General features: G+C 58.8%; 22 protein-coding genes. 6 read left to right on the forward strand and 16 right to left on the reverse strand.

The window, feature by feature from the left end; genetic code table 11:
* Positions 1–83: 83 nt before the first annotated feature.
* The 5 genes from ACL2XM_RS19545 to ACL2XM_RS19565 all read right to left on the reverse strand — a co-directional run bounded on the left by ACL2XM_RS19545 (position 84) and on the right by ACL2XM_RS19565 (position 4,009).
* Positions 84–827, reverse strand: a complete 744-nt coding sequence (locus tag ACL2XM_RS19545; protein WP_410012495.1) for an amino acid ABC transporter ATP-binding protein — start codon at positions 825–827, stop codon at positions 84–86.
* Positions 808–1,464: an amino acid ABC transporter permease gene (locus tag ACL2XM_RS19550; protein WP_413731452.1), complete on the reverse strand. Its 657-nt coding sequence runs from the start codon at positions 1,462–1,464 to the stop codon at positions 808–810. Before ACL2XM_RS19550 ends, ACL2XM_RS19545 begins: the two co-directional genes overlap by 20 nt.
* On the reverse strand, positions 1,461–2,129 hold the full coding sequence (locus ACL2XM_RS19555; protein ID WP_413729018.1) for an amino acid ABC transporter permease: 669 nt from the start codon (positions 2,127–2,129) through the stop codon (positions 1,461–1,463). The genes ACL2XM_RS19550 and ACL2XM_RS19555 overlap by 4 nt, the downstream gene beginning before the upstream one ends.
* A 13-nt stretch (positions 2,130–2,142) precedes the next feature.
* Positions 2,143–2,934, reverse strand: coding sequence for a transporter substrate-binding domain-containing protein (locus ACL2XM_RS19560; protein WP_410012498.1), 792 nt, complete (start codon positions 2,932–2,934; stop codon positions 2,143–2,145).
* A 229-nt stretch (positions 2,935–3,163) separates the two neighbouring features.
* Entirely contained in the window at positions 3,164–4,009 is an 846-nt protein-coding gene (locus tag ACL2XM_RS19565) for a MurR/RpiR family transcriptional regulator (RefSeq protein ID WP_410012499.1), read from the reverse strand.
* A 146-nt stretch (positions 4,010–4,155) separates the two neighbouring features.
* On the opposite strand from ACL2XM_RS19565, the gene ACL2XM_RS19570 reads away from it, so the two are divergent.
* The 3 genes from ACL2XM_RS19570 (at position 4,156) to ACL2XM_RS19580 (ending at position 7,457) form a co-directional block, all read left to right on the forward strand.
* Complete coding sequence (locus ACL2XM_RS19570) at positions 4,156–5,742, forward strand: gamma-glutamyltransferase family protein (RefSeq protein ID WP_413721924.1); 1,587 nt, start codon at positions 4,156–4,158, stop codon at positions 5,740–5,742.
* Between the two features lie 99 nt (positions 5,743–5,841).
* The gene (gene hpxX / locus ACL2XM_RS19575; protein ID WP_413721923.1) at positions 5,842–6,051 is read left to right on the forward strand and encodes an oxalurate catabolism protein HpxX; all 210 of its coding nucleotides are present in this window, start codon (positions 5,842–5,844) and stop codon (positions 6,049–6,051) included.
* A complete protein-coding gene (locus ACL2XM_RS19580; RefSeq protein WP_413731454.1) occupies positions 6,048–7,457 on the forward strand; it encodes an AtzE family amidohydrolase in 1,410 nt (469 codons plus the stop codon). The genes hpxX and ACL2XM_RS19580 overlap by 4 nt, the downstream gene beginning before the upstream one ends.
* 57 nt (positions 7,458–7,514) lie before the next feature.
* Here the strand turns inward: ACL2XM_RS19580 and ACL2XM_RS19585 are convergent, their stop codons facing one another.
* Both ACL2XM_RS19585 and ACL2XM_RS19590 read right to left on the reverse strand, forming a co-directional pair.
* Positions 7,515–8,255 (reverse strand): aspartate/glutamate racemase family protein, encoded by a 741-nt coding sequence (locus ACL2XM_RS19585; protein WP_413731456.1) that lies wholly within the window; start codon positions 8,253–8,255, stop codon positions 7,515–7,517.
* A 114-nt stretch (positions 8,256–8,369) separates the two neighbouring features.
* Positions 8,370–9,086 carry a GntR family transcriptional regulator gene (locus ACL2XM_RS19590; RefSeq protein ID WP_410012503.1) on the reverse strand — a complete coding sequence of 239 codons (717 nt, stop codon included), beginning with the start codon at positions 9,084–9,086 and terminating at the stop codon, positions 8,370–8,372.
* A 144-nt stretch (positions 9,087–9,230) separates the two neighbouring features.
* On the opposite strand from ACL2XM_RS19590, the gene ACL2XM_RS19595 reads away from it, so the two are divergent.
* Positions 9,231–10,727, forward strand: a complete 1,497-nt coding sequence (locus ACL2XM_RS19595; RefSeq protein ID WP_413721920.1) for an NCS1 family nucleobase:cation symporter-1 — start codon at positions 9,231–9,233, stop codon at positions 10,725–10,727.
* A gap of 73 nt (positions 10,728–10,800) precedes the next feature.
* Here ACL2XM_RS19595 and ACL2XM_RS19600 read toward each other — a convergent pair whose 3' ends face one another.
* Positions 10,801–11,757: a GNAT family N-acetyltransferase gene (locus tag ACL2XM_RS19600; protein WP_410012505.1), complete on the reverse strand. Its 957-nt coding sequence runs from the start codon at positions 11,755–11,757 to the stop codon at positions 10,801–10,803.
* A gap of 221 nt (positions 11,758–11,978) precedes the next feature.
* Positions 11,979–12,962, reverse strand: a complete 984-nt coding sequence (locus ACL2XM_RS19605) for an NAD-dependent epimerase/dehydratase family protein (RefSeq protein WP_413731458.1) — start codon at positions 12,960–12,962, stop codon at positions 11,979–11,981.
* A gap of 115 nt (positions 12,963–13,077) precedes the next feature.
* On the opposite strand from ACL2XM_RS19605, the gene ACL2XM_RS19610 reads away from it, so the two are divergent.
* Entirely contained in the window at positions 13,078–13,965 is an 888-nt protein-coding gene (locus tag ACL2XM_RS19610) for a LysR family transcriptional regulator (protein ID WP_413721917.1), read from the forward strand.
* 319 nt (positions 13,966–14,284) lie between these two features.
* Here the strand turns inward: ACL2XM_RS19610 and ACL2XM_RS19615 are convergent, their stop codons facing one another.
* The 7 genes from ACL2XM_RS19615 to ACL2XM_RS19645 all read right to left on the reverse strand — a co-directional run bounded on the left by ACL2XM_RS19615 (position 14,285) and on the right by ACL2XM_RS19645 (position 21,937).
* On the reverse strand, positions 14,285–14,449 hold the full coding sequence (locus tag ACL2XM_RS19615; protein ID WP_410012508.1) for a general stress protein: 165 nt from the start codon (positions 14,447–14,449) through the stop codon (positions 14,285–14,287).
* Between the two features lie 601 nt (positions 14,450–15,050).
* Positions 15,051–15,272, reverse strand: coding sequence for a DUF2474 domain-containing protein (locus ACL2XM_RS19620; protein WP_413723556.1), 222 nt, complete (start codon positions 15,270–15,272; stop codon positions 15,051–15,053).
* On the reverse strand, positions 15,229–16,239 hold the full coding sequence (gene cydB, locus ACL2XM_RS19625; protein ID WP_413721916.1) for a cytochrome d ubiquinol oxidase subunit II: 1,011 nt from the start codon (positions 16,237–16,239) through the stop codon (positions 15,229–15,231). The genes ACL2XM_RS19620 and cydB overlap by 44 nt, the downstream gene beginning before the upstream one ends.
* 2 nt (positions 16,240–16,241) lie before the next feature.
* Positions 16,242–17,678: a cytochrome ubiquinol oxidase subunit I gene (locus ACL2XM_RS19630; protein ID WP_413731460.1), complete on the reverse strand. Its 1,437-nt coding sequence runs from the start codon at positions 17,676–17,678 to the stop codon at positions 16,242–16,244.
* Positions 17,679–17,989: 311 nt separating this feature from the next.
* Entirely contained in the window at positions 17,990–18,910 is a 921-nt protein-coding gene (locus ACL2XM_RS19635) for a manganese catalase family protein (protein WP_413721914.1), read from the reverse strand.
* Between the two features lie 98 nt (positions 18,911–19,008).
* Positions 19,009–19,515: a ferritin-like domain-containing protein gene (locus tag ACL2XM_RS19640; protein WP_410012513.1), complete on the reverse strand. Its 507-nt coding sequence runs from the start codon at positions 19,513–19,515 to the stop codon at positions 19,009–19,011.
* A gap of 1,363 nt (positions 19,516–20,878) precedes the next feature.
* Entirely contained in the window at positions 20,879–21,937 is a 1,059-nt protein-coding gene (locus ACL2XM_RS19645; protein WP_410012514.1) for an NAD(P)-dependent alcohol dehydrogenase, read from the reverse strand.
* Positions 21,938–22,204: 267 nt separating this feature from the next.
* Between ACL2XM_RS19645 and ACL2XM_RS19650 the strand changes: the two genes are divergently transcribed.
* Positions 22,205–23,008 carry a shikimate dehydrogenase family protein gene (locus tag ACL2XM_RS19650; protein ID WP_413721913.1) on the forward strand — a complete coding sequence of 268 codons (804 nt, stop codon included), beginning with the start codon at positions 22,205–22,207 and terminating at the stop codon, positions 23,006–23,008.
* Positions 23,009–23,015: the final 7 nt, after the last annotated feature.

Raw genomic sequence — 23,015 nt, forward strand, 5'->3', positions numbered from 1 at the left:
CTCACCGGTCCTGAACCCCGCTGCCCGCCGCGCCCAATCCAGGCGGCGGCAGGGATGCAGATCCTGGCGCCGGACAGCCAGGCCTAGGCGTCGCCGAGGCCCCGTACCGAGGCAATAAACTGTTTCAGTTCCGCCGTCCGCGGCCGGGCGAACAGTTCTCGGCTTGCGCCCTGCTCCCACACCGTGCCCTGGTGCATAAACACCACCCGGTCGCCGACTTCGCGGGCAAAGCTCATTTCATGGGTGACCAGGATCAGGGTCATGCCTTCGCCGGCCAGTTTTTCCAGCACTTTCAACACTTCCCCCACCAGTTCCGGATCCAGCGCCGAGGTGATCTCATCGCACAGCAGCACCTTGGGATCCATCGCCAGCGCGCGGGCGATGGCCACCCGCTGCTGCTGGCCGCCGGAAAGGCTGGCGGGGTGGTAATCCAACCGGTCGCCCAGGCCGACCTTGTCCAGCATCGATACCGCCAGTTCGCGGCATTCGGCCGCATTTTTCCCCAGCACCCGGCGCGGCGCCAGCATCACGTTTTGCAGCGCGGTCATATGCGGGAACAGATTGAAATTCTGAAACACCATCCCCACCGAACGACTGATTTCCCGCGCCTGGGCATCACGGTGGGTCACCGTCATGCCGCCCAGCTTAATGCTGCCTTCCTGATACTCTTCCAGGCCGTTGATGCAGCGCAGCAGGGTGCTTTTGCCGGAACCGCTGCGCCCGATAATCGACACCACCTCGCCGGCGTCGATATCCAGATCGATCCCCTTCAGCACATGGTTCTGGCCGTAATATTTCTGCACCTGGTTAATGGTTATCAGCGGCATGATACTTTTTCTCCAGATAATGGCTGAGGCGGGAAAGGGGATAACACATCAGGAAATACCCCAGCGCCACCAGGCCGAAGACTTTAAACGGCTGGAAGGTGACGTTGGTGAGCATGGTCCCCGCCTTGGTCAGCTCGACAAAACCGATGATGGACGCCAGCGCGGTGCCTTTAACCACCTGTACCGAAAACCCCACCGTCGGCGCAATGGCGATGCGGATGGCCTGCGGCGCCATGACCCGCAGCAGGGTCTGGCCGAAGCTTAAGCCCAGGCAGCGGGACGCTTCCCACTGTCCTTTCGGCAGGGCATCGATACTGCCGCACCAGATATCCACCAGGAACGCGCTGGTGAACAACGTCAATGCCAGCGCCGCCGCCAGCCAGGGGCTGACATCAATGCCGAACAGCGCCAGGCCGAAAAAGGCCAGGAACAGCTGCATCAGCAGCGGCGTGCCCTGGAACAGGTTACTGTAGGCGCGAACACCCTGCTTTAGCCAGCGCCGGCGCGACAGGCGCATCAACATCAGCGGCAGGGTCACCAGGCCGCCGCCGGCAAAGGCCACCAGCGACAACAGCAGCGTCCAGCGCGCGGCCAGCAGCAGGTTGCGCAGGATATCCCAGTCGGTAAACGACGTCATGCCCCTTCTCCGCCGAAGATCAGGCGCCCGGCCCGTAGCAATACCTGGCGCATCAGCAGCGACAGCATCAGATACATCAGCGTCACCACCAGGTACACCTCAAAACTCAGGAACGTGCGCGACTGGATAAGACTGCCGGCAAACGTCAGCTCCTCATAAGACACCTGGGAAACCACCGACGATCCGAGCATCACGATCACGCACTGGCTCACCAGCGCGGGGTAGATGCGTTTTAATGCCGGCGGCAGCACCACCCGCAGGAAGACCTGGCCGCGCGACAGGCCGAGCACCCGGCCGGCCTCCCACTGCCCCTTCGGCGTGGCCTGGATGCCCGCGCGGATGATTTCAGTGCTGTAGGCGCCGAGATTCACCACCATCGCCAGCAGCGCCGCCTCGCCGGCGGTCATTTTCAGCCCCAGCGCCGGCAGGCCGAAGACGATAAAAAACAGCTGCACCACAAACGGCGTATTGCGGATAAGCTCCACATAGACGCCCCATAACCGGCCCGGCACGACATACCGGCCGCTGCGGATAGCCGCGCCGCACACGCCGAGGGTAATACCGCCCGCCGTGGCGGCGGTGGTCAGCATCAGGGTCACCCACAGCCCGGACAGCAGTTCGGGCGTATAGGGCCACAGGGCGGCGAAATTAAGCTGATAGGTCATGGGCGCGGCGTCCTCAGGCGCCCAAATCGGCCGGCAGCGGCGCTTTCATCCATTTTTCGGACAGACTGTTGAGGGTATTGTCTTTCAGCGCTTCGTCGATCAGGGCGTTAACCTTCTCCTTCAGCGCCGGCTCATCCTTGCGCAGGCCGACATAGCACGGCGAGTCCTTAAGCATAAATTTCGCCGCCGGCGCCTTGGCCGGGTTCTGGCGGGCAATGGCGCTCACCACCAGATTACCGGTCGCCACATACTGCACCTGGCCGGACATATAGGCCGACAGCGTGGTGTTGTTATCTTCATAACGCTTGATCTGGGCATCCTTCGGCGCCAGATCGGTCAGCACCATATCCTCCACCGCGCCGCGGGTCACCCCCACCGTTTTGCCGGCCAGTTCCGCCGGCGCTTTCAGCCCGTCGTCCTTCGGCCCGAAGACGCCGAGGAAAAACGGCGCGTAAGCGCGGCTGAAATCAATGGTTTTTTCGCGCTCGGCGTTTTTACCCAAACTGGAAATCACCAGATCGACCTTGTCCGTTTGCAAATAAGGCACCCGGTTGGCGCTGGTCACCGGCACCAGTTGCAATTTCAGCTTCATCTTGTCGGCCAGGTAACGCGCCATGTCGATATCGTAGCCCTGGGGCTGCAGATCGGTGCCGACCGACCCAAAAGGGGGGAAGTCCTGTGGAATGGCGACCCGCAGCACGCCGCGCTGCTGGATTTGCTGTAACTGATCGGCCAGGGCCGCCCCCGCCTGGGTAAACAACAGGACCGCGCCCGCCAGGGCTATAAGCTGTTTTCTGATTTGCATACCGGGTTCCCAAGATGAAGTAATGAAACAAATGATTCTCAGGCTAATTATCTGCAACTAATGTGCCAAATGAAACCATCGATTCACTCCGGGGGACGCAAAGGGAAAACATCAGGCCTGCCCCGCCATAAGCGGGGTTATGCTAACAAGAATGGCAAAGCCTTGGCCCTGCGGCGGGAAAATAACGCACCCATAAAGTGCAAGCGCACCGCTATGTCGCGCTGTTTTTTTATGAACCCCGGGGTTCAAGCTCATCCAGTTCGCCATACCCATCGGCGATACTGTGGATGCGCGCCCGTCCCTGGGCCAGGGTATGATGCAGCAATGCGTTGCTGATAAGGTTCGCCAGGCTCATGGCAGACGAGTAGGAATCAAACGCCGATACGCTGTCAAGCGTTGCGGCGATATGCCAGCGCGCCAGCGGAATCAGCGCCTGCGCCTGGGGCTCGCTTATCAGCAGCACCGGCACGGCGTTATTTTTAAGCTGCAATAATAACGGCCGGATTTGCGGCGTGCGCCGGCGAAACGCCACCACCACCACCATATCCTCGGCGGTCAGATCCACTATTTCTTCGGCCAGCGTCTGCCCCGGCTGCGGCAGCAGGCTCACCCGCCCGCGCACCTGCAGCAGTTGCTGGCGCAGGTGCATCGCCACCGGATAGCTGTTGCGCAAGCCCACCAGACACAGACGCCGGGCATTATCCATCGCCGTTATCACCGCGGAAAACTGCGCGCCGTCCAGCCGGTTGACCCAGTAGGTCAGGTTAGCCATTTCCTGTTTGTAATGCCGTGACAACAGCGTGTTGCCCTGGACCGCGTCGCGGCTATCGGTTAACGGCATCCCGCTTTGGCGCAACACCCGCAGTTCGTCGCGCATCTGGCGATAGTTATCATAACCCAGGCGTTTGAACAGCCGGCTGACGGTCGCCTTGGAGACGCCGCTTAAACGCGACAGCTCCGCGCTGTTATAACTGATCAGATCGTCGAAATGATCGAGGATAAACGCGGCGACCCGCTGTTCCTGCGGTGAAAGCTGCGCATAAGCGGCGCGCAGGCGCTCATCGAATTGCTTCATATCTCCTTCCCGGCTGCAACCTTTGTTTCATATTACCCTAGCATATCCTGCCGCGGCGCAGGCAAATGAATCCGGCGGCGCGGGTTGGAACGCCTCTTGCTTAACTGTTGCCAGCCTCCGCCCGTTAACAAGAGATATTGACCACGATGAACAACAGTTCCATGGCGCCGATGGGCATGGCGGTAACGCCTCATCATCTTGCCAGTGAAAGCGCGCTGGCCGTCCTGCGCGCGGGCGGCAACGCCATTGAAGCGATGGTGGCCGCCGCCGCGTCCATCGCGGTGGTCTACCCGCATATGAACGGCCTGGGCGGCGATGGTTTCTGGCTTATCGTGCCGCCGCGCGGCGAGCCGGTCGCCATCGATGCCGGCGGCCCGGCGGGTTCGCTGGCGACCTTCGATTTTTACCGGGATGAGGCGCTTATCCCCCATCGCGGCGCGATGTCGGCGCTGACGGTGGCGGGCACGGTGGCCGGCTGGGCTGAGGCGCTGTCGCTCTCGGCGGAAATGGGCTACCCGCGGCTGCCGCTATCAAGCCTGCTCGCGGACGCCATCCGTTATGCCGCCGACGGCATGCCGGTTTCCCTGTCGCAGGAACAGGCTTCCCGCGCCAAATTCTCCGAACTGGCGGGCCGGGCGGATTTTGCCCGGGTGTTTTTTCCCCATCGGGAGATTCCGCTGGCCGGCAGCCGCTTTACCCAGCCGCGGCTCGCCGAAACCCTTATCGCCCTGGCGGAGCAGGGACTGGACAGTTTTTACCGCGGCCCGGTAGCCGCCGGCATGGCCCAGGAAATGAAGGCGATCGGCATGCCGGTCACCGCCGCGGATTTGGCCGCTTACCGCGCCAGACGGCGCGCCCCGCTGCGCCTGGCGCACGGCAAAGGCGAGCTGTTTAACCTGGCGCCACCCACCCAGGGCCTGGTGTCGCTGGCCATCCTCGGCATTACCGATCGCCTGTCCATGGCCGCGCAGTCTGAAACCCAGACCATCCATCGCATCGTCGAGGCCACCAAGCTGGCGTTCGCGCTGCGCGATGAAGTTATCACCGACCCGGCGCACCTGGCCTGCGATCCTGACGCCCTGCTGGCGCCCGCTTTCCTGGACGGCCTGGCGCGCCGGGTGGACGCCGAACGCGCCGCGCCCTGGGGCAGTATGCTGGCGCCGGGGGATACGGTATGGATGGGCACGGTGGACAGCAGCGGGCTGGCGGTGTCCTTTATCCAGAGCATTTACCACGAATTCGGCAGCGGCGTGGTGCTGCCGAAAAGCGGTATATTGTGGCAAAACCGCGGCGCCGCCTTTAGCCTGGAGCCCGGGCATTTGCGGGCGCTGGCGCCGGGCAAATATCCGTTCCATACGCTTAATCCGGCCGCCGCAAAGCTGCATGACGGCCGGGTCATGGTCTACGGCGCCATGGGCGGGGACGGCCAGCCGCAGACCCAGGCGGCGATATTTACCCGCCATATCATGCAGGGCATGCCGTTGCAGCAAGCCGTCAACGCGCCCCGCTGGCTGCTGGGGCGGACCTGGGGGCAGGCCACCGATACCCTGAAACTCGAAGGGCGTTTTAGCGGCGCCACCTTTGATGCCCTGCGCGTGCTCGGCCACGAGGTGGAGTCCCTGCCGGATTTCAGCGAAGCGGTCGGACACGCCGGCGCGATAGTGCGCCATACCAACGGGATGCTGGAGGGCGCGTTTGACCCGCGCAGCAACGGCAGCGCCGCCGGATTTTAGTGTTAGCAAAACCTGGAGAACCTGATGGATAAGCCCTTGATTCCGACCGATGCGGTACCCATGGTTTCAGTACCGGGCGATTCAGCGCCCGGCGACTCAATGCCAAACGATTCCCCGCCTGGCGATGCCGTTCCCATCGATTGCGCGGCCTATATCCGCCAGATGGAAAGCGTGCTGGCGCTTAAGCTTGATGACGCCAGGCGCGCGGAGCTGCTGGCGCAGTTTGAGCGCATCGCCGCCATGGCGGCCCCACTGATGGCCTTTCCGCTGGATGACCGGCTGGACGTGGCGGGAGTCTATAAGGCATGAACATCACCACCCTGGCGTCATTATCGATAGCCGAGATCACCGCCCTGCTGGCCGGGGGCGAGGTATCGGCCCGTGAGATCGCCCGCGCCGTCCTGGACGCCATCGACGCCGCCAATCCGGCGCTGAACGCCTGGACCCGGGTCACGGCGCAGAGAATGTTAAGCGAAGCCGACGCCCTGGACGCGCTGCGCCGTGCCGGCTCCCCCCTGCCGCCGCTGGCGGGCGTCCCTTATGGCGTGAAAAACCTGTTTGACGTGGCGGGCGAAACAACCCTGGCCGGCGCCAGCCTGTACAGCGATCGCGCCGCGGCGCAGCGGGACGCCTGGGCGGTGGCCAAACTGGCCGGCAGCGGCGCCCTGCTGTCCGGCATGCTGAATATGGATGCCTACGCCTATGGTTTTACCACCGAGAACAGCCATTATGGCGCTACCCGCAATCCACGCGACCCGGCGCGCATCGCCGGCGGCTCCTCCGGCGGGTCGGCCGCCGCGGTGGCCGCCGGGCTGGTAAAGTTTTCCCTGGGCAGCGATACCAACGGTTCCATCCGGGTGCCGTCGTCACTGTGCGGCATCCTGGGCTTAAAACCCACCTTTGGCCGGCTGTCGCGCGGCGGTACGCATTCATTTGTCGCCAGTCTGGATCATATCGGGCCGATGGCGCTGTGCTGTGAAGATCTCAGCGCGGTCTATGACGCGTTGCAGGGCATTGACCCCGGGGACGGGTTCCAGGCCGACCGGCCGGTCAGCCCGACGCTGCCGCTGCTGGACCGGGGACAGGAGGGGCTGCGCTGCGCGGTGCTGGGCGGGTATTTCCGCGCTTGGTGCGACGCGGATGCCGCCAGGGCGCTGGACACCGTCGCCCGGGCGCTGGGCGCGGACGAAGAGGTGATGTTCCCCGAGGCGGCGCTCGCCCGCTCGGCGGCCTTTATCCTCAGCGCGTCGGAGGGAGGCAACCGTTACCTGCCGGCGTTGCGGCGGGAGCCGCACCGTTTTGAGCCGCTGTCGCGCGAGCGCCTGCTGGCCGGCGCGATGCTCCCTTCCGCGTGGTATATCCAGGCGCAGCGTTTTCGCCGCTATTTGCAGGAGCGCATCCAGCCGCTATTCGCCCACTGGGATATTTTGCTGGCGCCGGCCACGCCCTGCTGCGCCACGCTTATCGGCCAGGACACGTTTACCGTTAATGGCCAGGCGCTGCCGGTGCGCGCCAGCATGGGCATGCTGACCCAGCCGGTGTCGTTTCTGGGTCTGCCGGTGGTGACCGTACCGCTCACCATCGCGGGCGGGATGCCGATCGGCGTGCAGCTGATCGCCGCGCCGTGGCGTGAGGATCTCTGCCTGCGCGCCGCGCGGGCGCTGGAGCAAAGCGGCGTGGTAGCGGCGACCGCCGCCTGCCAAAAAGCGGCCTGACGGCTGACGACGCAGGCCACGGCGGGCAACGTTAAATGCCGGGTTTTACGGGCTGGTCTACAGGTTCAGCCCGTTAAAATGGCCGCTGATCTCTTTTGGCAGCGGATAATCCAGATCGCCGTATTTGCTGGTGGACAATCCCATGGCGTACAGGGATTCAATCAGCTTAATGGCGGCGCTGACGCCGTCTATCACCGGCAGCTGCAGTTCCCCGGTCAGTTCCTGCGCCAGGTCGGCCATTCCGGCGCAGCCCAGTATAATGGCGCCGATACCGTCTTCCCGCTTGGCCCGGATGCAATGCTCCCGCACCTGCTGCTGCGCCAGCCCCGAATGATCCTCCAGCGCCAGCACCGGTAAATCAATGGCGCGCAGCCCGGAACAGTGCCGCTCGAAACCGTAGCTGTGCAATAGCTGGCGGGCGATAACCAGCGTGCGCGGCAGGGTGGTGACCACCGAAAAACGGGTCGCCACCAGGGTCGCCATATGCATCGCCGCCTCGGCAATGCCGACCACCGGCGCGCCGGCCAGTTCCCGCGCCGCCAGCAGGCCCGGATCGCCGAAGCAGGCGATCACATGCCCGTTCATCCCCTGTTCGCGGCCCTGTTTCACCCGTTGCAGCACGCCCATGGTCGCCACCGCTTCGTCGAAATGCCCTTCCACCGACGACACGCCCTCCGCCGGACAGACCGCGACGATATCGGTGCCCGGCGCGGCAACGCGCCGCGCGGCCGCCTGGATCCGCTCGGTCATGGCAACGCTGGTGTTGGGATTGATTAATTGTATACGACAAGCGGCCATTATCGCGGCTCCTTTCTACCTGTGCCTGCACCGAATATACGGCGATGGTTATCCGGTTACGCCCGGGCGGGCGGCCAGATTTCTGTGCCGCCCAGGGCCGGAACCGGGCAAGTACTACCCTTTTACCGCCGGCGAGAATAAGCGCGCAAAGTCCGGCGTGGTTTCGCCGCTGCGCTCGAAATGAAGATTCGCCAGGATATCGTCGAAATGCTGTTCCATCTGCCGCACCAGCGATGGGGTATCCCCCGCCTTTAACACCGCGACCAGCTGCTGGTGATCATGGCAGCGGCAACCCTGCTGCCACGGCGCGCCATAAGCGGCAATCACCAGCGAGGAGCGCAGGGTGAGCTGCGAGACCATTTGCGTCAGCACCTCGTTGCCGGAAATCGCCTGCAGCTGCACATGGAACAGCGCGGAAAGACGAATCGCGGTGGCGCCGTCCCGCTCTTCATGCGCCCTCGCCTCCCCGGCCAGCAGATCCTCCAGCGCGCTGATATGCACCGCCTCGCAGTGTGCCGCCACCTGCGGTAAATTCGCGCACTCCAGCATGCGGCGGGTCAGCAGGACATGACGCGCCTCATCCACCCCCGGGGTGATCACCTGCGCACCACGCTTGGGCGTAAGCCGGATCAAATGCACTGCGGCAAGGCGCTGCAGCACTTTGCGAATGCCGGTACGGCTGATGCCGAAGGCCGCCGCCAGCGCTTCCTCCGGCAATTTGCTGCCGGGCGGCAGCTGATGCTCGACGATGGCTTTGACTATGGCGTGATAAATCTCATCGTCCTTATCCTGCGAAAAAACAGTACTTTTCAGGCCGTACCAACTGGACATTCACCGCTCCTGTATACGATAGAGATCTATTTCCGTATACCAAAATTAAAAATTAAGTATACACATTTTGTCGCATTGGCCTGGATCCTGCAAATCATTCCTCAGTACCGACATCCAAGGGTAGTGATAAGAGGAGCACATTTCATGCCAAACACTCATCAGGTAAGCGATAGCATTGGATCCACCGATCACAGCCGTTACAGCCCCAAGCTCTGCAACGAGGATTTAGCCCCTACCCGCCAGCAGGACTGGAGCTGGTACAATATTTTTTCATTCTGGATGTCGGACGTGCACAGCATGGGCGGCTACGTGGTGGCCGCCAGCTTTTTCACCCTGGGACTGGCGAGCTGGCAGGTATTGTTATGCCTGCTGCTCGGCATTTGCATCGTGCAAATCTGCGCCAACCTGGTGGCGAAACCCAGCCAGATGGCCGGCGTGCCCTACGCGGTGATCTGCCGCCAGGCATTCGGCGTATTCGGCGCCAATATCCCGGCGGTGATCCGCGGGCTTATCGCCTTTGCCTGGTACGGCATCCAGACCTATCTGGCGGCGAACGCCCTGATGCTGGTATTGCTGAAATTCGTGCCGTCATTACAGGCGCTGACGCAAAGCCACTGGCTGGGGCTTTCCACGCTGGGATGGCTCTGTTTTGGCGTGATGTGGCTGCTCCAGGCGATGGTGTTCTGGCACGGCATGAACGCCATCAAGAAGTTTATCGATTTTGCCGGACCGGCGGTCTACGTGGTGATGCTGGCGCTGGCCGGCTGGATCCTGTTCCAGACCGGGATAAGCAATATCTCCTTTACCCTGAGCAGCAAAGCGCTGACCCCGGGCCAGCAGGCCTGGGAAATGCTCACCGCGGTGGCGTTGGTGGTCTCCTATTTTTCGGGACCGCTGCTGAACTTCGGCGATTTCTCCCGCTACGGTAAAAGCATGGATGAAATCCGCCGGGGCAACCGCTGGGGCCTGCCGTTCAATTTCCTGCTGTTTTCCATTGTCACCGTGGTCATCGTCTCCGGTACCCAGAGTCTGTTCGGCCAGATGATTACCGATCCGATTGAAACCGTCAGCCGGGTCGGCAGCAGCGTGGCGGTGGCATTGGGCCTGCTGACCATGATTATCGCGACGATAGGCATTAATATCGTGGCGAACTTTGTCTCGCCGGCATTCGATTTTTCCAACTGTTCGCCGCAGAAAATCAGCTTTCGCACCGGCGGCATGATCGCGGCGGTGGGCTCGGTATTGCTGACGCCGTGGAATCTGTTCCAGTCGCCGGAGCTTATCCATTACACGCTGGACGTGCTGGGCGCGTTTATCGGCCCGCTGTTCGGGATCCTGATCGCCGACTTCTATTTTATCAAGCGCGGCAAGGTATGGGTGGACGACCTGTTTAACGCCACGCCGTCCGGTCGTTATTGGTATAATAATGGTTTTAACCCCAAGGCGATCATGGCCCTGGCGCCGGCAGTGCTGATAGGGCTGGCGATAAGCTTTACCCCCAGCCTGCATCAGGTGGCGAACTTCAGCTGGTTTATCGGCGTCTTTCTGGGCGCAGGCTGCTATCGCTATCTGGCGCGGCGCGATATCGTCGCCAGCGCCGGCATGCATTACGCGGGCCTGGCGCCGGCGCCGAAAGAATAGGTTTTAGCCCTGGCACCGCCCCGGGTATCCGGGGTTGATGCTGCGCGGCGGATGATTATAAATTGTGGTGATGCTAATCCGCGTGACAGGGCCGCACAAAACGCTGTTCCATCACTTCCCGGCCCCATTGCCGGCCGGGAGACGCCTCGGCCAGGACAAAACCCTGTGACTCATAAAGACGCCGCGCCGCATCCAGCCCGCTGAAAGTCCACAGCTGAGTGGCGGTAAAAGCCCGGCGGTCGCAGAACGCCAGCGCTTCTTGCAGCAAACGCCGGCCGATACCCGCCCCGTGCAGGCCCTCTTCCACGATAAACCAGCGCAAATGCGCCTGCCGCCCGGGCAGATCCTCGCCGTCAATGGCGACCGAACCCACGATCCGCCCGCTGTCGACGGCGGTCCATAATTGGTTGTCAGGGTGCGCCAGCCTGGCGGTAAATTCAGCCAAACCGCTGGCTACCTTGGCTTCAAAAAACTGGCCGAACCCCGTATGGCGGGAATAAAAATGCGCATGCATTTGTACGATGCGCCCGATAACGGCGGGCTGATAACCCGTATCTATACGCACCGGCGCGGCGATCTGCGCTGGCGCCTGGCCATGGGACGTCAGGGCTTGGGCATAAAGAGCCAAACCCCGGGCAACCGCCTGCCGCTCCGCTTGCTGCATGCGTTCCATTGCCGCCCTTACTTGTTGCCGCGCAAACGCCTCAATAACGGCCCGGGTGCGCTGGCCCGCCGCGGTTAAGGCCAGGAGTTTGACGCGCCCATCGACGGCGCTGGCGGTTTCTTTCACTTCCCCGGCGTTAATCAGCTTACGCACCATGCGGCTGACGCTGGACTTTTCCAGGCCCAGCAGCTCAGTGAGCTGCGCCGCCGTCATATCGCCCCGCGCGCCAATTTCCACCATGGCATGCACAGCCGAAGGCGGATAGTCGGTTGCAGCCAGGGTTGATTGCATAAACCCCAGTTTACGCACCATCTGGCGCGAGGCCGCGCGAATGCCGTCAACCAGCGGCAGATCATCCTCTGTCATGCAAATTGCCCATATAGTTGTATTATGCAACTTACTATAGGGCCTAATCCGGCATCCTGTCGAGGCCTGGACGCGATGTAACGGCGGGGACATAGAGGGTCATCACATAATAAGATCGGCAATAACGGTATCCGCGGGGCCGGAACCATCACTCCGTCGGTGCCCCGCGCGTCCGGTGTGTGAGGCCGTGATATCATGGCCGCCCGGGGCCGGCATTTCCCTCAATGGGCTGTAAGACACCCCAAGCCCATCAGCGTTGTTTCCACCGCCTGCTCCAGCGGCGTATGGGGTTCGCTGCCCAGCATCGCCTGCAGGCGGCTGTTATCAAGCCTAACCGGCTGGCGCCAGAGATAACGCATTTCCTGCAGTTCACGCAGGGTGGGCACCACCGGCGCCAACAGCGAGGTAAGCCACCACGGAAAAGCGCGCAACGCTGGCTGCCCGCCGTGGCGCATGACCACGCGGCGAATAGCGTGCGCCATTTGCATGCCGTCATCATCCCAGTGCCCCGCCATATGGAAGGTGCTGAAAGGCGATAATGTCTCACGCCGGGCCAGCAACGCCGCCATCGTCTCGGCGATGTCCGGCAGATAACACCACTGATGGCCGATACCGGCCTTCCCGGGGCTATTGATCACCTTCACCGCCCGTCCCGGTTTGATCACGCCTTGCGAGAACCAGGTATTGCCCGCTCGTGGGCCAAAAAAATCCCCGGCCCGCACCACGATGGCCCGCGCCCCCCGATCGGCCGCCGCCTGCAAACGCCGTTCAAGCTCGACGCGAATGGCGCCCTTACGGGTCAGCGGATGCTGCGGGGCATCTTCATTCAGCAATGGAAAAGCATCCGGTCCATAATTGTAAACCGTGCCCGGCAGCATAATGGTGGCGTTTTCGGCGACGGCGGCGCGGATGCTATTGTCGATCATCGGCAGCACCAGCTCTGCCCAGCGTCGGTAGCCCGGCGGATTAACGGCATGGACAATCACGCCGCACCCCCGCGCCGCGCGCATCACATCCCCGGGGTTCATCGCGTCGCCGCGCAGCCAGTGGATGCCGTCCCGGTATTCGCCGGCGGCCGGCGCCTGCCGGTAAAGCGCCCGCACCTGCCAGCCGGCGTGATGCAATTTGCGCGCCGCTTCGCCGCCAATGCCGCCAGTCGCGCCAAGGACCAAAGCCGTATGCGCCGGATTGTCCGTTATGTTCATCGCATTTCTCCCCAAGGGTTATAAGAGAATTTTAATGCGGCGGCGTATAAAAGAAATTGTCTATGTCAGGCTACAACCTATACATTTATGTATGGTCAACAAGAGAGGGGAGTTTATGGGCTCAACTATCGGCTGGGAATACTACCGCACTTTTCTCGCCGTGCTCACCGAAGGGTCGCTCTCAGGCGCGGCGCGTGCCCTGGGCATTACCCAACCAACAGCGGGCCGCCATATCGCCGCCATGGAATCCTCATTCGGCCAGCCCTTGTTTATCCGATCGCGTAACGGCTTATCCCCGACGGAGGGCGCAATAGCCTTACGGGGGTATGCCGAAACCATGCGCGATACCGCCGCGGCGCTGGAAAGGGCGGCCACCGGCCGTGGCCGGGAAATCGCCGGTACGGTACGGATTTCGGCCAGCGAAGTGATAGGGACGGAAGTATTGCCGCCAATGCTGGCGCAGCTAAAACAATCGCATCCGCTGCTGCGCCTTGAACTGGTGACCACTAACCGGGTACAGGACTTACTGCGGCGCGAAGCCGATATTGCCGTTCGTATGACCCCGCCCAAACAGGAATCGCTTATCGCCAGACGCGTGGGCGATGTGAAGCTCGGCCTCTACGCGCATCGCGACTATCTGCGCCGGCACGGCGTACCGTCCGCGCCCGCCGACCTGACCCGGCATGCGCTGATCGGATTCGATGAAGAAACGCCTTATCTGCGGGCCGCGCGCAGGCAGTTGCCGGTATGGACGCGCGATGCCTTCACCTTTCGCACCGACAGCGATCTGGCCCAACTGGCGCTTATCCGCGCCGGCTGCGGCATCGGCATATGCCAAACGGCGCTGGCAGGGGACCTGGTGCGCGTACTGCCGCAACAGTACGGGTTTATCCTGCCCACCTGGATCATCGTGCATGAGGATCTGCGCGCCAGCCCGCGCTGCAAAGCGACCTTCGACGCGCTGGTGCTTTGCCTGCAACGGCATACCGGAGCGCTGGGCTAGCGTTTAGAGAGCAAGGTTTTAAAGGCGCGGTGCTGAGATCAGGAAAATACTGCATGATGGGCTAAAGCAGGCGGTGATGAAGAGGATAGCCGGCGGGGCAAATCACGTTCACGAATGCGAAAATCAACTGGTAACATCACGCTACGGATGGCCAACACGGATAATAAAAATAAGCCGTCATTCTTGCTTGTAAAATTAAATCCCGGCACGGACGGCAGTCAACGCGCCGGGGTAACAGAGTTATAGGCACCTATGTATAGGTACTTACATCTTTATAGGCACTTACCTCTGTTGATAGTGCGTTTTGCACTGAACAGCACTAGCTGCGGCTGCTGTTCTGACCGCCTTTCTTACCGGCTTCAGACGCTTTTTCACGATCGTTCTTGAAATTACCGCCACTATTCTGGCCGCCTTTTTTACCGGCTTGGGAGGCTTTTTCACGATCTTCAGCGAAATTACCTGAACCACCACGATGTTCGGTCATAATAATATTCCTCTTATTCATGGTTTACTTATTTGCATACCTTTATCTGTAGGTATATCAGGAGATAAAGTGTATGCGCGTCTTACATTTTTAACTTTAGCGCATTATGCCCAAAACGCAAGGTTTGCTTATTTTTCATAAAAAGCATTCCTATTCAAATTGTTATTTGTTGCCGTTACATTTTGTAAAAAAATTAAAGAAAATTTCTTATTTATATTCCCGGCAACCTGACGGGTAAACGCATAAAAAACAGGCAATATTTTATTATTGCCATGCGCCGTGCTTTCGCCGGCAGAAGCGTCAGCGGTAAATTAAGCTTAGAATTTGGTGAAACGCGATACCCGCATAAACATCGCGAATAATATGATAGTTTGAGATAAAAAAATCCCGCCGTTCCACAACGGAGCGAGTGGTGGCGGGCAAAACTTCACCAGGGAAAAACGTCATCACATCTTATCGTTATAAGACTACAATATCATTATGTGTCCGCACTTCATTATTTCAAGGAGGCCATCATAAATAAACGCCATGCCCTGGCGGCGTACCCAAAAAAAGCCTGCCAGAGAAGCATGTCTGTTATGCCTACTGGTCTAATATTTTATCAGTGGGCTATTTTCAATCCTGCCATGCTCATTATCATTCTTAATATCAGAGAAACAATAAACAACGCCATCACACTGCCACACCAAATCACCACCAGCCAAAATATACGGCCCCACCAGGACGGCAAGGACGGTGAATGTTTCATTTTTCGTATCAGCGCCATAGCTCTGTCCCCCTCAATGGTAGCCTTCATTATGGCTAACCTTGCCCCGGAACACATAATAACTCCAAAACGTATAGACCAGGATCAGGGGAATAATAAACAAGGCGCCGACCAGCATGAATCCCTGGCTCTGCGGCGGCGCGGCGGCGTCCCGAAAGGTAATCGACGGCGGGATAAGATGAGGCCAGATACTGATGCCCAGGCCGCTATAGCCCATAAAAATAAGAAACAGGGTCAGCAGAAAAGGTGAATAATGGGTATCGTCCCGCATAATCGCGCGCCGCAGCGCCCAGGCCGTGAGTAATACCAACACCGGCACGGGTAAAAAGAAAAACACATTCGGCAGGCTAAACCAGCGATGCGCAATCGCCGGCTGCGCCAAAGGCGTCCAGACGCTGATAATGGCGATAATGGCCAGCAACGCCAGGGTTAACAGCCCGGCCCACCGTTTCATGTCGCTATGCAGCCGGTCACCGGTTTTCATGATTAACCAGGTGCTGCCCAGCAAGGCATAGGCCGCCATAAGTCCCAGGCCGCAAAACAGGCTGAACGGCGTAAGCCAGTCCAGGACGCCGCCGCTGTAGTGGCGCGCCTGCACCGTAAAGCCATTGATAAACCCGCCCAATACCACCCCTTGCGAAAAGGTGGCGATAAGGGAACCGGCAAAAAATGATTTATCCCAGATATGCTGGCGCTCCGGGGCGGCCTTAAAGCGGAATTCAAACGCCACGCCGCGAAATATCAATCCGATAAGCATCAGGGTAAGTGGGATTGCCAACGCGTCCAGAATCACCGAATAGGCAAGCGGGAATGCGCCGAATAATCCGGCCCCGCCCATCACCAGCCAGGTTTCATTCCCATCCCACACCGGCGCAATGGTATTCATCATAACATCGCGATCGTGGCGTTCTTTCACCAGCGGAAAAAGCAGGCCGATGCCCAGATCAAAACCATCCATGACCACATACATCATGATGCTGAAAATAATGATGATCAGCCAAATCAGCGGAAGATCGATGCCCATAATTAGTGTCTCCCCTCAGGAAAACCCTCGTCGCCGGCGGCGCCATTGTCCGCCGCCGACAACGGCCGGGCCGGCGTCCGCTTCTGTCCGGGGCCGCCTTCCGGCGCGTGCCGTCCGCTGCTGGATTGCGGCCCCTGCCTGATAAGCCGGAGCATATAGATAATGCCGGTGCCAAAGACGGCAAAATAAACCACGATAAACGCCAGCAGGCTGATGCTCATATGCAGCGCGCCGTGGGCCGACACCGCGTCCCTGGTACGCAGCAGGCCATAAACAACCCATGGCTGGCGGCCTATTTCAGTGGTAAACCAGCCGGCAATGATCGCCAGCAACCCTGAAGGGCCCATATATAAAACAAATTGATGAAACGGGCGGCTGTGAAATAATGTGCCGCGCCAGCGCAAATACAGGCCGGCGACGCCCACGGTGATCATCAATAAGCCCAGGCCGACCATGATCCGGAATGACCAAAAGATAATGGTGGAGTTCGGACGTTCATCCGGCGGAAAATCCTTCAGCGCGGGAATGGGCTTGTCCAGGCTATGGGTAAGAATAAGACTGCCGAGATAAGGTATTTCCAGCGCAAAGCGCGTTTTTTCCGCGCGCATGTCGGGCAAGCCGAACACAATCAGCGGCGTGGCCCGGCCGGCGGTATTCTCCCAATGCCCCTCTATGGCGGCGATTTTGGCGGGCTGATGTTCAAGCGTATTAAGACCGTGCGCGTCGCCGACAAAAGCTTGTATGGGGGCGACGCACAGCGCCATCCACATCGCCATTGAAAACATGATACGTACCGGCGCGCTATTATTGCCGCGCAGCAAATGCCAGGCGCCGGAGGCGCCGACGAAAAAAGCGGAGGCCAGAAACGCGGCGATGGTCATATGCAGCAATCGATAAGGAAACGAGGGATTAAAAATCACCGCCAGCCAATCCACCGGGATAACCTGGCCGTTGACAATCTCGAACCCCTGCGGCGTATGCATCCAGCTATTGGAGGCCAGGATCCAGAACGTGGACATTATCGTGCCCAGCATCACCATACAGGTGGAAAAGAAATGTAATCCCGGCCCAACCCTATCCCAGCCAAATAGCATAACGCCGAGAAATCCGGCTTCAAGGAAAAAGGCGGTCAGGACTTCATAGGTCAGCAAAGGGCCGGTGATGGATCCGGCAAATGCCGAAAACCCGCTCCAGTTGGTGCCGAATTGATAGGCCATAACCAGCCCCGAGACCACGCCCATACCAAAATTAATGGCAAATATTTTTAGCCAGAAATGATAAAGATCGCGATAGCTTTCCCGCCGGGTTTTAAGCCATAGGGCTTCCAGCACCGCCAGGAAACTGGCCAGACCGATAGTAATAGCGGGGAAAATGATATGAAAAGAAACGGTAAAGGCAAACTGTATCCTTGCCAGTATAAACGCGTGCACATCGCCCATGCTTACCTCTGCTTGCCCGGCTCTCCTGAGAGGGGCTTTTAGCCGTTGCCACCGTCCTGAGACGTCGCGATAAGCCGCATTGCTGCGCTCACGCCCAGGCACGGCAATTAAGGGATAACATTGGTTGCTCAGTCTGGCCAGGATCCTGCCCGTGTAATAAAAATAGCCTTATTGATGAGAGGCATTAAGCAGCGTGACGGGAAGCAATGGGCAAAGATGTTTTCCAGGCCAGCTCACCTATTATAAGCCAATAACGCCAATAGCAGCGGTTTACCCACGGCAAAAAATGCCGTGGGTAAACCGCGGGGTTTTTATTTTTTCTTGCTTTTCTTCGCGGGTTTGGTCTGCCCGGCCGCCTCGTTTTCAATCGGGGGCACCGCGCCGATTTCCGCGCCGGTGATGGGATTCACCTGCGGATCGGATTGGGTACGCAGCGTCAGGGTATCCACATTGGCCTGCTGCTTGGGCGGCAGCGCCACGCTGGCGCCGCCATCCCCCCCGTCAACCGCCGGCGCGGGATCTGCGACGTACGCGAAGTTTTCATCCGAGTTCCAGCTACCGCGCACCTCGCCGCCATCCGACATATTAAAATACGTGGTGGCATATTTTTCAATAGGCGGAAGCTTGCCCGGCGGAAAGTTATTGCGAATGGAATACAACGCCTTTTCAAACGAAATCTGGTGCGCCACTTCACGCGTCATCAGAAAACCCAACGCATCCTTTACCCCGGGATCGTCCGTCAGATTAATCAGACGTTCATAGATGATTTTCGCCCGCGCTTCGGCGGCGATATTCGATCGCAGATCGGCGGTCACTTCACCGATGGTATCGATATACGCCGCGGTCCAGGGCACACCGGCGGAATTCGTCAATGCCGGTCCGCCGCCATACAGCAATGCCGTCGTATGGCTGCTATTGCCGTTGCCGGTTAATGAACGATACAATTCCGCCTCTTGTTCGGTGCCCTCCGCCAGATCGCCCTTGGCGCCTTTATTAAGCATGCCGACCAATGAGCCGATAATTTCCAGATGGCTCAGTTCTTCCGTGGCGATATCCAGCAGCAAATCCTTGCGTCCCGGATCTTCATCCCCGAGGCCCTGGGTGAAATAGCGGCACGCCGCCGCCAGCTCGCCCTGCGGACCGCCGAATTGCTCCAGCAGAAGATTCGCCAGGCCTGGATTAGGCTGGGCGACACGAACGGTAAATTGAAGTTGTTTTACGTGTCTAAACATGCTCACTCCCGACAAAAGTTATTATTTTCAATGCTTCCATGCCGGTTTTCCCTTATTCTCGCCACGGACGAAGCAACCTGTCGCTTTATCCGGCAAGATCATTTTTTCGCCTCGACATCGGGCGTGGCGGAACGCACCATAAACTGTTCCGTGACATTCGGCAGATGGGTAAAGGCCCATTCGGCCATGGCGAGTTCCTGTTCGCGGATTTGCTCAAAAACCCTGGCGCCTTCAACATCCCCGGCCAGCTTGGCGGCGGCGATAAGCGATGTGTAGCAAGCGGCTTCAAAATGCTCAAAGACATAACCGCTGATGGCGCCTTTAACCACTTCGTCCTCGGCGGTCATGCCGCCCACCGCCTGCCCAAAGGCCGACATTTTCCCCATGACGTCTTTTAAGGTTGAACGGGAAATGTTATTACGATCAATCACGTCCTCAAGCAGCACCAGTTGCTGACGGGTTTCTTCTCTATGCAGTTCAAGACGCGCCTTCAGATCGGGATAATGCTCCAGCCGGCCGGCCATTTTTTCCAGCATGCTTTCCGCTTGTTTTTCCATGGCGTGCGCGTCACGAAGCCAATCGTGGTAATTTTCTTCGTAAGTCATGATTCACCTCTCAATTGATTAAACAAACCTGCCTGTCGTGGTATCCGTGGTCTTTTTGCCAGGAACGTATGCACCAGGGAGGTAGGGTGGCTTAGCTGCCGTGCCAAAAAAACCGGGCCTTGAATTTGAAGTAATGGTTAACAAGATACGGCGCGCGGAAAAAAGAAAATATTTCTGCAGCCGCGCTTTCATTTTGTGGTTATCCGGCAACAACCATGGGGGAAAAAGAGAGGACATAACGACCCTGCCCTGCACGGCGCAGCGTCAATTTCTTTATTTTCCAATGCCATTTCGCCCGGGCTATGAAATATAATACGTTGCAGGCATACAATAATGTTCCATTGCTTAAAATAGCTGTCATTGCGTCATTTTATGCCCGTGATGATAAATACGCCTGGCACTTTAGCCTGGTTTACATTGACCGGGTTTAAATGGATGGGTGCCGTCGAATAATTTATCTCACCGCATTAAAGATGAACAATTAACCCCAGCGCGGATGATACTCTTAATAAAAATAAAGCGTCTGCGGTATATTTAATCCGCTGACTACCCTATTTCACAGGGTCCAGTAATCTTCCCCCGCCCTATCACTGCGCGGCCATAAGAATATTCTCCTGCAACTCTGCGCAACACTCATAACATTAGAGGGTGCTTGATGTTAATTGTTTAGTTAATGTCTCGCTTGTTGTACCTATTAAAATGTAGCGCATCTTAAGATAAGCGCAAGTTTGAATCGATATTTTTGACTTTATAAAAAAACCATTTTATTCATAGCGTTATCATCGCACCCCGCCATGGAAAATTAAAAAAATAAACTTTTACCATCAACGCGCCGGCTCTTTTTATGCCAGTGATAATGATTGTTTGGCGTGGCGCCAATCCGGAAATTAAGCGAAGCGGGGAGCTGTTTCATTAGATTAGATTTATGTTTTATGCAACTCTATAAAAAATTCACATTAAATCCGTCTGTTATGGAATTTTCCTCTTTCCAGGGCGGCCGCTATTTTTCAGCAGTCGCCATCGCCGGGAAAGGATTATTACGCGCATGTCACGTCACAGATGAGAATGATATATATTATCAACGCGCTAACCAAACCGACTGTTAGCCAAAAAAACCACGGTCGCGAAAAATAAGAATAATGCCACGGCAACGGTGGGCTTGCGTATGGAGACTCAGCCGGGACCAGGGAAAAAACCTCGCGCGCCGCCGGTTAAAGTGTCCGGGGGAATGGCCCCCATCCAAGGAAAGCGCATAAAATAATAAGGTCCCTGTCCTGTTACAGCGGACAGGGGCCAAAGGGTATAAACCCATCAATTAAAAGGTGGCGGCTGATGCCGGCCAGTTCCCTACGCCTGAAACAACCTAGGCCATATCCAGCGATGCCATATCAATCACAAAGCGATATTTCACCTCGCCACGCTCCATACGTTCAAAAGCATGATTGATATGCTGTATGGGAATGATTTCACAGTCGGGAAGGATGTTTTGCCTGGCGCAGAAATCCAGCATTTCCTGGGTTTCGGCAATACCGCCCGAGGGTGAACCGGTTATGCGCCGGCGTCCCATAATCAACGGCAGGCTGCTAAAGCCCGCCATATTCCCCAAATTGCCGACAATCACCAGCGCGCCTTCAATATCCAGCAGTTGCACGTAGGGCGACACATCATGAGAAACGGGAATGGTATCGATAATCACGTCAAAAGAAGCCCCTGCCGCCGCCATATCGTCTCGTGATGTGGACAGCAGCATTTTTTCCGCGCCCAGCGCTGTTGCTTCCGCCGCTTTTTCACCGGTGCGGGTAATCACCGTCACCGCGGCGCCCAGGCCCGCGGCCAGCCGAACCGCCAGGTGACCAAGACCGCCGATGCCGATGACCCCGACCCGGGTCCCGGGTCCAACGTTCCAGGTACGTAACGGGGAATAAACGGTAATACCCGCGCAAAGCAACGGCGCTGCGCGGGCCGGATCGAGCCCCTGCGGCAATGTCAGGACAAACTCTTCCCGCACGACGATATGCTTGGAGTAACCGCCGCGGGTGATCTCGCCGGTGAGGCGATCGTGGCCGTTATAGGTCACCGTGGGGTATTCCCGGCACATCTGTTCCTGATCTTTGCGGCACTGGTCGCAATGCTGGCAACTGTCGACAATAGTTCCCACCGCCACCAATTGACCAACGGCGTGGCGCGTAACGCCGGCGCCGATCTCAATCACCCGGCCGATGATTTCATGGCCCGGAACGCAAGGATAGGTCGTCGGCCCCCAATCTTGCCAGTCGTCCCGGCTTTGGTGGAGATCGCTATGGCAAACGCCGCAGTACAAAATCTCAATCGCCACATCATTGCCGCGCAGGGCGCGCCGTTCAAAGGAAAAGGGCGCCAGTGGGGTACCGGCCTTCAGCGCCGCATAACCGATAGTCTTCATACATCTCTCCCAGTTGATTGAATTGCGTTCCCTGACTTTACACGCGCCCGGCGGGCCGGCGTCAGTCCGATCCTTCCGGATTATTGCCTATTCCGCTTGATTTCTTGCGCCACGCGAACCGCGCGCCGGCGCGCCTATGCCGCTGAATACGCTGCGCTAACGGTACAAACCCCCTTCCCTCTCATCGGGCAAATTCTCTCTTGCTGATGCAGCCCGCGGGCTTTTGTTTTATGCTCAGATAACACGCAATCATTCACGGGCACGGGCATGGACGAACGCAATACGGTCAACGGCAACCTGCGGTTCCTGGGCATTATCGGCGATCCGGTGGCACAGGCTAAATCCCCCATGTTAATCAATGCCGCGCTGCGCGAGCGACGGATCACGGACACGCTGATGATCCCTTTGCATGTCGACTCCGCCGGTTTAGCGGACGCCATTAACGGGCTGAAGGCCTGTCGCAATTTTTGCGGCGCGGTCGTCACCATGCCGCACAAGCGCAACGTGTTGCCCCTGCTGGATAGGGTATCCGACTCAGCCAGGGCCATCGGAGCCTGTAACGTATTTAAGCGCGCTCCCGACGGCCGGTTAAGCGGCACCATGATGGATGGGGAAGGGTTTGTCGCCGGTTTGCAAACACGGGGATATGGCATCCGGGGCAAAAGCGTTTATCTGGCCGGCGCCGGCGGCGCGGCGGCGGCGATTGCCTTTGCGGTGGCCGCCCATGGCGCCCGTCGGCTGGTTATCTTCAATCGCACCGCCGGTAAAGCCTCCGCGCTGTGTCAACAGCTGCGGTCCCTTTATCCCGGAGTGTTAATTGAGCAGGGCAATGAATTTCCCCGGGAGGTGGATATCGCCATTAACGGCACCTCCGTCGGCATGGGCGGCGATACCGCACAGCCCTTTTCATTGCGCTACCTGGATGCCTCCACGGTGGTGTGCGATATTGTGGTGTTCCCGGAGCAAACACCCCTGCTGGCCAACGCCGCCCAGGCCGGATTGCCGGTCCATTACGGCAAGGAAATGATCATGGCGCAGGTCCCGCTGCTTATCGACTTTATGCTGAGCTGATGAGCGG

Source organism: Sodalis sp. RH20 (assembly GCF_047324205.1).
Taxonomy (GTDB): domain Bacteria; phylum Pseudomonadota; class Gammaproteobacteria; order Enterobacterales; family Enterobacteriaceae; genus Acerihabitans.